This is a genomic window from Pseudomonas sp. NPDC088885, from assembly GCF_044750025.1.
In the GTDB taxonomy this organism is placed as follows: Bacteria; Pseudomonadota; Gammaproteobacteria; order Pseudomonadales; family Pseudomonadaceae; genus Aquipseudomonas; species Aquipseudomonas rustica.
This window is the reverse complement of sequence record NZ_JBIVJB010000126.1, coordinates 1-10,054: the sequence shown is the minus strand read 5'-3', so window position 1 is coordinate 10,054 and position 10,054 is coordinate 1. Positions and strand designations below refer to the sequence as shown.

The window sequence follows — 10,054 nt, the reverse complement described above, 5'->3', positions numbered from 1 at the left end:
ACAGCGTGTTTATACGATAGAAACGGTCAATTGGACGGCTAACGCTGTCACTTGCGCGAAAACTCGACGAATGTCGCGATCACTTGCTCGATTTGCGAGCGATTGACGTCCATGTGCGTGACCATGCGCAGACGCGCAGCGGCGCTCAACTTGATCCCGCGTTCAGCGGCGAACGCCTTGATCGCCTCGGCCTTGTCGCCCATTTGCACATAAACCATGTTGGTTTGCACGGGTTCGACGATGAAACCCGCTTCACGCAGACCATCGGCGAGCAACTGCGCATTGGCATGGTCGTCGGCCAGACGCTCGACGTTGTGATCCAGCGCATATAGTCCCGCCGCTGCCAGCAAGCCAGCCTGACGCATGCCGCCGCCAACCATCTTGCGCAAACGGCGGGCCTTGCCGATCAGTTGCTCGGAGCCGCACAACACCGAACCCACCGGCGCGCCGAGGCCTTTGGACAGGCACACCGATACCGAATCGAAATACTTCGTGATCTCCCGCGCATCGACGCCAAGCTTGACCGCCGCGTTGTAGAGCCGCGCGCCGTCGAGGTGCAGTTGTAGGCCATGCTCTTGGGTGAACTCACGTGCCCGCGCCAGATATTCCAGCGGCAGCACTTTGCCCTGCATGGTGTTTTCCAGCGCCAACAAACGCGTCCGGGCGAAATGAAAGTCGTCAGGTTTGATCGCCGCCGCAACCTGATCCAGATCCAGCGAACCGTCGGCCTGTACTTCCAGTGGCTGAGGCTGAATCGAACCGAGCACCGCCGCGCCGCCGCCCTCGTATTTGTAGGTGTGCGCCTGCTGGCCGACGATGTATTCGTCGCCGCGCTCGCAATGCGCCATCAACCCGAGCAGGTTGCTCATGGTGCCGGTCGGCACGAACAGCGCGGCGGCAAAACCCAGGCGCTTGGCCAGTTCCGCCTCCAGACGATTGACCGTCGGATCTTCGCCGTACACGTCGTCACCAGTGGCCGCCGCAGTCATTGCGTCGAGCATGGCGGGAGTCGGTTGGGTGACGGTGTCGCTGCGAAGATCGATAACGCTCATGAACCTGGCCTCAAGTCAGCAGGGGAAATCCCTTTACGAAGTGGGATTACTGCGGTCATGGCGCGGATTAATCAACCCTTGCGCAAGGAATTTTCGTTTTCCAGCACCAGAAAATTCGATGGCAATCATCAGAAAGGCGCAATGCACAGACACACAATCTGTGTTAAAAACGCTGCGCCGCCCGAGAAAGGGCGGCAAAAACGTTCTCAGGGCGGGGTGCAATTCCCCACCGGCGGTAATTGCGCGCAATGCGCATAGCCCGCGAGCGCTTGGCGACGGACATAGCTTTGGCTGTGATCGGCGGCAAGGTCAGCAGACCCGGTGTGATTCCAGGGCCGACGGTCATAGTCCGGATGAAGAGAGAACGGGATTAACGCCAAAGGGCCGTCCGCGCGATGTTGTGCGTGTGCGCACCCTTGAATCCCTTTCGATTCATAACGCCCTGTTTTTCACACAAACAGGAGTCAGAACATGCAACCCACCGCTATCGACAGCAAAAGCAAACACCCTCATGGCGAGCGCGTCGCGTTCATCCAGGCCTGCTGGCACAAAGAAATCGTCGACCAGAGCCGTAAAGGCTTCGTCGCCGAAATGATTGCCCTGGGTTATCAGGAATCGGACATCGACATCTTCGAAGTCGGCGGCGCTTTTGAAATGCCTCTGCACGCCAAGTTGCTGGCCAAAACCGGTCGTTACGCCGGCATCGTTGCCGCAGCCCTGGTGGTGGATGGTGGCATCTACCGTCACGAGTTCGTCGCCCAATCGGTGGTCAGCGGCCTGATGCAAGTGCAACTGGAAACCGAAGTGCCGGTGTTTTCGGTGTCGCTGACGCCGCATCACTTCCATGCGGGTGACGAGCATCAGAAATTCTTCTTTGAGCACTTTGTACACAAGGGTCAGGAAGCGGCGCGGACTTGCACGGATACACTGCGCAAGGTTCGCGCACTGCGCCGCACTGAGCCGCATGCAGTAGCGGTCTAAGTCTCTAAAGATCGTTCCCACGCTCTGCGTGGGAATGCCTCAATGGACGCTCTGCGTCCGCTTTGAGACGCGGAGCGTCCCGGGCTGCATTCCCACGCGGAGCGTGGGAACGATCATTGGGTCAGGCGAGATTTTCGTCGGTGGTCGGGACGATCAGGATGCCCGCGCGCAAGCCGTTCTTGACCTTGGGATTAGGGAAGATGATTCGCGCGCCCTCTTCCTCGATGATCCAGCGGGTATTGGCCAGATCTTCGGCCAGCACATAGCCCATTTCCAACTCGGAAAAGTTTTCAATGTCCTGCGGCAGGTTCAAGCGGAACGCGTCGCTGTGCTTGATGATTTCCCGCGCCACGCTGAACAACTGCAAACCGTCCAGCTCTGGCTCAGCCATTTCCGGCTCGTTGCCTTCGATGATCTGTTGCAAGCGGGTTTCCAGCAGCGAGACGTTAACCCCGTCGTTCTGCCCGAATGGTCGCGCCTTGCCCAGTTCCAGCGTGAAAGCCTCAGCACCGAGCTTGTCGTAGGTGTACGAGCTGAACACGATCGACGGCTTGTTCTGCAACAGCACCGCCTCCATGCCAGCCGCGCGCAAACGTGCCAGTTCAACACGGGAATGCTGGCGCCCTTCTTTCCACGGATACAGCGCGAACTGTTCAATCTTCGAACCACGGATCGCCGTGTGCAGGTCGTAATGCAGACGCTGGCGATCCGGCAGGCTGAAGAAGCTCGCCGCCAGACGCTCAAGCTCACAGGCCCGCAGCGCTTCCGAACCACTGCTTTGTTCATGACGGCCGTTGAACAGCCGATTGACGTCCTGCTCGACAAAGCGCTCGCCTTTGCGAATCGCCTCGGGGTTGCCGAACAGAAACAGAATGCGTGCACGCGGTTTAAGATCGCCGCGTGCGATGTCGTGCAGCAGCCGATCAAGCAACTCGATCGGTGCAGTTTCGTTGCCGTGGATCCCTGCCGACAGCAGTAGATCCAGGCCATTGTCGCGCGCTTCGGGCGGCCGGACTTCCAGCGCCCCTTCGCTCAACCAGCGCATGCGCACGCCTTCGACAGTCAGTTGAGTCTTCTCCGCCGGTTCGCGGCCGGCGAGGGTCAGTTCAAGCAGTTTGCCGAGGGCGAGCATAGAGCGGTTTCCTTAGTGGTCGTGGTTGCAATCCGGGCCGTGCACGTGGTCTTCGTCGTCGCCAGCGTCAGCCGGTTCCATTTCCAGTTGCAGACTTACCAGATTAGTCGCCAATGGGCGCAGCAGCAGGTTGGCGTATTCGGCGTCACCTTCTTCAACGTCCACGCCGATCAGCAACTGGCCACGGCCGTCCTGCTGGATCCACAGCTCTTTGCCTTGCCACATGACCGCAACGCGGGTGCAGGAGGTCTCCAGTTGCGTGCCGTCGGTGTCTTCAAGGATCAGCTGCAGGGAATCGCTCATGTTTTTACTCTCTTGGTGAGACAAGCCGCGCGCCGCGTTCAGGCGACGCACCGGCCATCAATTGATCTGGAATGGATAAACCGCGCCCAGTTTAAGGATTTGCGTCAGTTCATCCAGTGCCGTCCGGCATTCAAGCAGCAACTGCGGATCCGCCAGATCGGTTTCGCTCAGGCGGTCGCGGTAGTGCTTCTCGACCCATGCGGTCAACGAACCGTACAACGGTGCCGTCATGATAACCCCTGGGTTGACCGCCGCCAGTTCGGTTTCGTTAAGCGCGACGCGCAGTCGCAGGCACGCCGGACCACCGCCGTTTTGCATGCTTTGCTTGAGATCGAAAACCTTCACTTCGCGAATCAGACCGCCGGAGCTGGTCAGGCTTTGCAGGTAAGCCCAGACGCGTTCGTTGGCCTGGCACTCTTGCGGCACGATCAACAGCATCGAACCGTCCGGACGCGAGAGCAATTGGCTGTTGAACAGGTAAGAACGCACCGCGTCATCCACGGTGACTGCCGAACGCGGCACACACACCGATTGGAAGTTACCACCGACTTTGGCCAGTTTGCTTTGCAGCTCGGCCAGCATCGACTCGGTGTCGAGGAACGCGTCCTCGTGATAGAACAAGACCTCGCCATTGCCCACGGCAATCACGTCGTTGTGGAACACGCCTTGATCGACCACGTTCGGGTTCTGCTGGGCGTAAACCACGCCTTCGTCACGCAGACCGTGCAGGCGCGCAACGGCTTGCGAGGCTTCGAGGGTCTGCCGCGCCGGGTACTTTTGCGGCGCCGGGAAACGGTTGTCGAACGCACTGCGACCGAACACGAAGAACTCAACGCCCGCCTCGCCGTACTCACGGCAGAAACGCGTGTGGTTGGCCGCGCCTTCGTCGCCGAACTGCGCCACGGCCGGCAACGCGGCGTGATGGGCGAAGTGCTGCTGATTGGCGAACATCGCACCGAGCAAACGGCTGGTGGTCGGGTGCTCGATGCTGCGGTGGTATTTGCAATTGAGGTTGGCGGCGGTGAAATGCACGCGACCGTCAGCAGTGTCGGCACTCGGGCTGACCGTGGCGGCGTTGGCCACCCACATGCTCGACGCCGAGCAACTGGCGACCAGCAGCGGCATGGCTTCTTTGGCGGCGCGCTCGATCACTTGCGCGTCGGTACCGCTGAAACCCAGACGGCGCAGAGCGGCCACGTCCGGGCGCTCCTGCGGCGCCAGTACGCCTTGCTGAAAGCCCATTTCCATCAGCGCTTTCATCTTCGCCAGACCTTGCAGCGCCGCTTCCTTCGGGTTCGAAGATTGCTGGCTGTTGCTCTGGGACGCAACGTTGCCGTAGGACAGACCACCGTAGTTATGGGTCGGCCCCACTAGACCGTCAAAATTGACTTCATAGGATTTCATCAGCGAGGCTCCACGAGAATCTGTTGTTATAGGCTTCAGTAACTGTTCTTTTTGACCGAGGTGCGGCCTTCGCGAGCAGGCTCGCTCCCACAGGGAAATGCATTCCAATGTGGGAGCGAGCCTGCTCGCGAATGGCCGTTACGCCATTTTCACGCCTGGCGTCAGGGCCGATGGCAACACCAGGCTCGGCGTCTCCAGCGACGCCACCGGGTACGCGCAGTAATCCGCCGCGTAATAGGCGCTGGCGCGATGGTTGCCCGAGGCACCGACACCACCAAACGGCGCGCTGCTCGCAGCACCGGTCAGCTGTTTGTTCCAGTTGACGATGCCGGCACGGCTTTCCAGCCAGAACTGCTGATAACGCGCTTCGGAATCCGACAGCAAACCAGCAGCAAGCCCATAAGCGGTGTTGTTGGCTTCAACGATCGCTGCTTCAAAATCGACGTAGCGGATCACTTGCAGCAACGGGCCGAACAGCTCTTCGTCCGGACGCTCGGCAACCGCCGTCACATCAACGATGCCCGGCGTCAGCAACGCGGCTTGTGCTTGCGGCTGAGTCATTTCCAGCAGCGACACCGCGCCGTTGGCCAGCAGATGTTCCTGAGCGTCCATCAGCGCTTTCGCCGCGCCGAGGGAAATCACCGAGCCCATGAACGGTGCCGGTTGCTGATCGAACGCGCCGACTTCAATGGTCGCGCTGACTTCAACCAGACGCTTGAGCAGGCTGTCGCCCCACGCGCCTTGCGGCACCAGCAGGCGGCGTGCGCAGGTGCAACGCTGGCCGGCAGAAATGAACGCCGACTGAATAATCGTGTAAACCGCCGCATCCAGATCCGCGACCTGATCAACCACCAGCGGGTTGTTACCACCCATTTCCAGCGCCAGAATCTTGTCCGGACGACCGGCGAATTGCTGGTGCAGATGATTGCCCGTGCGGCTCGAACCGGTGAAGAACAGACCGTCGATGCCCGGGTTCGCGGCCAGCGCGATACCGGTTTCCCGGGCGCCTTGCACCAGGTTCAGAACACCCGCTGGCAGACCGGCTTCGATCCAGCACTTGACCGTCAGCTCGGCCACTTTCGGTGTCAGTTCGCTTGGCTTGAACAGCACGCTGTTACCCGCCAGCAATGCCGGAACGATGTGGCCGTTTGGCAAGTGGCCAGGAAAATTGTAAGGGCCGAACACCGCCACCACACCGTGCGGTTTGTGGCGCAGCACAGCAGTGGCGTCGCCCAACGGGCCGCTCTTCTCGCCGGTACGCTCGCGGTAGCTCTGCACCGAAATCGCGATCTTGTTGACCATGCTGGTCACTTCGGTCGCCGATTCCCACAGCGGTTTGCCGGTCTCTTCACCGATGGTGCGAGCCAGTTCGTCAGCGTGGTTTTTCAGCGACGCGGCGAAAGCCTCAAGCACCGTGATGCGCTCGTCCAGCGTGCGACGCGCCCAGCCTGGAAACGCCTGACGCGCAGCTTGCACAGCCGATTCAACCTGAGCCGCCGTGGCGCCCTCCCCCGACCACAGCACTTGCTGGGTCACCGGGTTCAGCGATTGAAAAGCTTCGCCCTGACCGGCCAGCCACTCACCTGCAATGTATAGCGAATTCATTATTTCGACTCCCGTGCAGCGGACAACGCCACGGCGCGCACTTGATCGCCAGCGTTGAGTTGAAGACGTTTGGCGGTTTGCGGATCAACCACCAGCGTGCCGGCAGCGAGACGCGCCGGCGCAGCGGTGATGCGGCAGTCTTCACGTTTGCGGTTATGGATGATGAACGGCGTGGCGTCATCGCCCGGCGTGCCAACGGCCAGCACCAGCGCTTCGCTGTCACGCACCGCGCGGATCTTGCCGGTTTCGCATTCGATGGCCGGGCCGGCGTCGAAGATGTCGACGTAACCCTGATAGCTGAAACCTTCGCCCTTGAGCATCGCCAAGGCTGGCTCGGTGTCCGGGTGAACCTGGCCGATGACCTGACGCGCGCCTTCGGACAGAAAGCAGGTGTACAGCGGGAATTTCGGCATCAGTTCAGCGATGAACGCCTTGTTGCCGACACCGGTGAGGTAATCGGCCTGGCTGAATTCCATCTTGAAGAAGTGCCGACCGAGGCTTTCCCAGAACGGCGAACGGCCGGCGTCATCGGAGACACCGCGCATCTCAGCAATGATCTTGTTGCCGAACAATTCAGGGAATTCCGCGATGAACAGCATCCGCGCCTTCGACAGCATGCGACCGTTCAGACCGCTGCGGTAATCGGCGTGCAGGAACAACGAGCACAGCTCGGAATTACCGGTCAGGTCGTTGGCGAGAAACAGCGTCGGAATCTCGCGATAGATATTCAGTTCTTGCGAGGCGCTGACGGTCAGGCCGACACGGAAGTTGTACCAAGGCTCACGCATGCCGACCGCGCCGGCAATGGCAGAAATACCGACCACGCGACCGTCGTCGTCTTCGAGCACGAACAGGTAGTCCGCATCGCCACGGCCAGCTTCGCCGCGAAAGGTCTTCTCGGCCCAGCCGACCCGATGGGCCAGACGTTCTTCGTTGGCCGGCAAAGTGGTCAGGCCGGTGCCGGTGCTACGGGCCAGGTCGATCAGCGCGGATAAATCGCTGCTGCGTACGGGACGAACAATCATGCTATCTCCTCAAACGGGCCGCCTTCGCCACCCGTGAAACTCGCTAAGGCGTTAAACCGCCACCAGGCGCACGCTGGCACCTTCACCGACGCCCAAGGCTTCGGCCGCTTCCAGATCCAGAGTCACCGGTTTGCCCGGCGCGTAATCCAACTCCAGCAGCACCGCGCGGTAATCCTGCAACTGTGCGTTGGCCACCAGATACTGGCGCCCGGCACCTTTAACCGGCTCGCCGATCTTCACCGGTACCACGCGGCTCTGGGCGATCGAACGGATCCCCGAAACGCGTGCATGCAGGGTCGGGCCACCGTCGAAAATGTCGATGTAGTGATCGGTCTCGAAGCCTTCGCGCATCAGGATGTCGAAGGTGATCTGCGCACGCGGGTGCACCTGGCCCATCGCCTCTTGAGCGGAGTCCGGCAGCAACGGCACGTAGATCGGGTAATGCGGCATCAGCTCGGCGAGGAACGTGCGGCTTTTCAGCCCGCACAGGCGTTCGGCTTCGGCGTAATTGAGGTCGAAGAAGTTACGACCAATCGCGTCCCAGAACGGCGAGTCGCCATTCTCATCGCTGTAACCGACGATCTCGGTCACCACCGAATCAGCGAAACGCTCGGGATGGCTGGCGACGAACAGCAGACGACCACGGGAATTCAGCTCCGACCACGGCGACCCGACCAGCTCACGCTGCACGTAGAAACTGGTCAGCAAGCTGTTGCCGGTCAGGTCGTGGCACTGCGAGAGCACGTGGATCTTGTTGTGGATCTTCAGCTCGCGGGAAGCGTGGACGAAGGTCTCGTTACGGAAGCTGTAGAACGGCTCCGAGTAACCGGCGGACGCGACAATCGCCGAGCAACCGACCAGTTTGCCGGTGGTCGACTCTTCGAGGACGAAGAAATAGCTCTCTTCACCGTTGAAGCTCACTTCGGCGGAAAACGACGCTTCGCTCGCGGCGATCTTGTCGCTCAGACGTTCCACGTCATCCGGCAAGGAAGTGACACCAATCGGGCTGTCCGCAGCCAGACGCTGTACCTCGCCCAGATCAGCCATTTGCGCGGGGCGCATCACCAGCATGGTGTCACTCCTTTTCTCTTATCAATTCACAGAAAAAATAACCGGGCCTACATGGAGATCAATGTAGGAGTGAGCCTGCTCGCGATTGCGGTCTGTCAGAAACCAATGAGTCGACTGACATACCGCAATCGCGAGCAGGCTCACTCCTACAGTTGATCTGGTCCGGCATCAAAATTTTGATCGACGCCTGAAAAGCTCCAGGCGCCGAAGGGTCTATCAGGCTTGCGTCAGTGCTGCAGCAGCCCGCTCGAAACGATCCAGACCGGCATCGATATCAGCGTCTTCCACCACCAGGCTCGGGGCGAAACGGATCACGTCCGGACCGGCTTGCAGAATCATCAGGCCTTCTTTTTCAGCGGCGTTGAAGATGTCCTTGGCCTTGCCTTTCCACGCATCGCTGAGCACGCAACCGATCAGCAGACCGAGGCCACGCACCTGAGTGAACAAGCCGTATTTCTCGCCGATCTGCTCGAGGCGTGCCTTGAACTTGTCGTGCTTGGCGTTCACGCCGTTCAGCACTTCCGGGGTATTGATCACGTCGATCACCGCTTCAGCGACCGCGCACGCCAGCGGGTTGCCGCCGTAGGTGGTGCCGTGAGTGCCGACAACCAGATGTTTGGCCAGCGCTTCGGTGGTCAGCATCGCCGCGATCGGGAAACCGCCGCCCAGGCTCTTGGCGCTGGTGAGGATGTCCGGGGTCACACCGTAATGCTGGTAGGCGAACAGCTTGCCGCTGCGGCCCATGCCGGTTTGCACTTCGTCGAATACCAGCAGCGCGTTGTTCGCGTCGCAGAGTTCGCGGGCACCTTGCAGGTACGCCAATTCGGCTGGCAGTACGCCGCCCTCGCCCTGGATCGGTTCCAGCACGACCGCACAGGTCTTGTCGGAAACCGCCGCTTTCAGCGCGGCCAGGTCGTTATAAGGAACGTGGGTGATGCCGGTGATTTTCGGGCCGAAACCGTCGGAATACTTCGACTGGCCACCGACGTTAACGGTGAACAAAGTACGGCCGTGGAAGCTGTTCAGCGCGGCGATGATTTCGTATTTCTCAGTGCCAAAACGATCGAATGCAACGCGACGGGCCAGCTTGAAAGCGGCCTCGTTGGCTTCAGCGCCGGAGTTGCAGAAGAACACGCGCTCGGCGAACGTGGCGTCGATCAGCTTGTGCGCAAGACGCAGGGCTGGCTCGTTGGTGAACACGTTGGACACGTGCCACAGCTTGTTCGCCTGTTCGGTCAATGCACCGACCAGCGCCGGGTGCGCGTGGCCCAATACGTTAACGGCAATCCCGCCGGCGAAGTCGATCAGCTCGCGGCCGGCCTGATCCCAGACGCGGGAACCGGCGCCACGCACCGGAATGAAAGCGGCAGGCGCGTAGTTGGGAACCATCACCGAAGAAATGATGGCGTTCGCTGAGCGCATTCGTCCGGCGCACATCTGCCTGGTGCCGGAAACCCGTCAGGAACTGACCACCGAGGGCG

At 60.6% G+C, this 10,054-nt stretch carries 9 protein-coding genes, 1 pseudogene and 1 riboswitch; of the genes and pseudogenes, 2 read left to right on the top strand and 8 right to left on the bottom strand.

The window, feature by feature from the left end:
* Window positions 1-47 precede the first annotated feature (47 nt).
* A complete protein-coding gene (gene ltaE / locus ACIP1X_RS26115; RefSeq protein ID WP_400755717.1) occupies window positions 48-1,052 on the bottom strand; it encodes a low-specificity L-threonine aldolase in 1,005 nt (334 codons plus the stop codon).
* Between the two features lie 198 nt (window positions 1,053-1,250).
* Window positions 1,251-1,422, top strand: a riboswitch (FMN riboswitch).
* Between the two features lie 101 nt (window positions 1,423-1,523).
* Between ltaE and ACIP1X_RS26110 the strand changes: the two genes are divergently transcribed.
* A complete protein-coding gene (locus ACIP1X_RS26110) occupies window positions 1,524-2,033 on the top strand; it encodes a 6,7-dimethyl-8-ribityllumazine synthase (RefSeq protein ID WP_400755716.1) in 510 nt (169 codons plus the stop codon).
* Between the two features lie 121 nt (window positions 2,034-2,154).
* Here ACIP1X_RS26110 and astE read toward each other — a convergent pair whose 3' ends face one another.
* The 7 genes from astE to ACIP1X_RS26075 form a co-directional block, all read right to left on the bottom strand.
* The gene (astE, locus tag ACIP1X_RS26105; protein WP_122589432.1) at window positions 2,155-3,165 is read right to left on the bottom strand and encodes a succinylglutamate desuccinylase; all 1,011 of its coding nucleotides are present in this window, start codon (window positions 3,163-3,165) and stop codon (window positions 2,155-2,157) included.
* 12 nt (window positions 3,166-3,177) lie between these two features.
* Complete coding sequence (locus tag ACIP1X_RS26100) at window positions 3,178-3,468, bottom strand: hypothetical protein (protein WP_008077915.1); 291 nt, start codon at window positions 3,466-3,468, stop codon at window positions 3,178-3,180.
* Between the two features lie 57 nt (window positions 3,469-3,525).
* The gene (gene astB / locus ACIP1X_RS26095; RefSeq protein ID WP_400755715.1) at window positions 3,526-4,872 is read right to left on the bottom strand and encodes an N-succinylarginine dihydrolase; all 1,347 of its coding nucleotides are present in this window, start codon (window positions 4,870-4,872) and stop codon (window positions 3,526-3,528) included.
* Window positions 4,873-5,010: 138 nt separating this feature from the next.
* Window positions 5,011-6,480 (bottom strand): succinylglutamate-semialdehyde dehydrogenase, encoded by a 1,470-nt coding sequence (gene astD, locus ACIP1X_RS26090; RefSeq protein WP_400755718.1) that lies wholly within the window; start codon window positions 6,478-6,480, stop codon window positions 5,011-5,013.
* Complete coding sequence (astA, locus tag ACIP1X_RS26085) at window positions 6,477-7,502, bottom strand: arginine N-succinyltransferase (protein ID WP_053122864.1); 1,026 nt, start codon at window positions 7,500-7,502, stop codon at window positions 6,477-6,479. Before astA ends, astD begins: the two co-directional genes overlap by 4 nt.
* A 51-nt stretch (window positions 7,503-7,553) precedes the next feature.
* On the bottom strand, window positions 7,554-8,573 hold the full coding sequence (gene aruF, locus ACIP1X_RS26080) for an arginine/ornithine succinyltransferase subunit alpha (protein WP_053122867.1): 1,020 nt from the start codon (window positions 8,571-8,573) through the stop codon (window positions 7,554-7,556).
* A 216-nt stretch (window positions 8,574-8,789) separates the two neighbouring features.
* Entirely contained in the window at window positions 8,790-9,995 is a 1,206-nt protein-coding gene (locus tag ACIP1X_RS26075; protein ID WP_400755714.1) for an aspartate aminotransferase family protein, read from the bottom strand.
* Between ACIP1X_RS26075 and ACIP1X_RS26070 the strand changes: the two are divergent.
* Window positions 9,961-10,054: pseudogene (locus ACIP1X_RS26070) on the top strand (pyridoxine 5'-phosphate synthase); the annotation flags it as partial. The gene ACIP1X_RS26075 and the pseudogene ACIP1X_RS26070 sit on opposite strands and share 35 nt — an antisense overlap.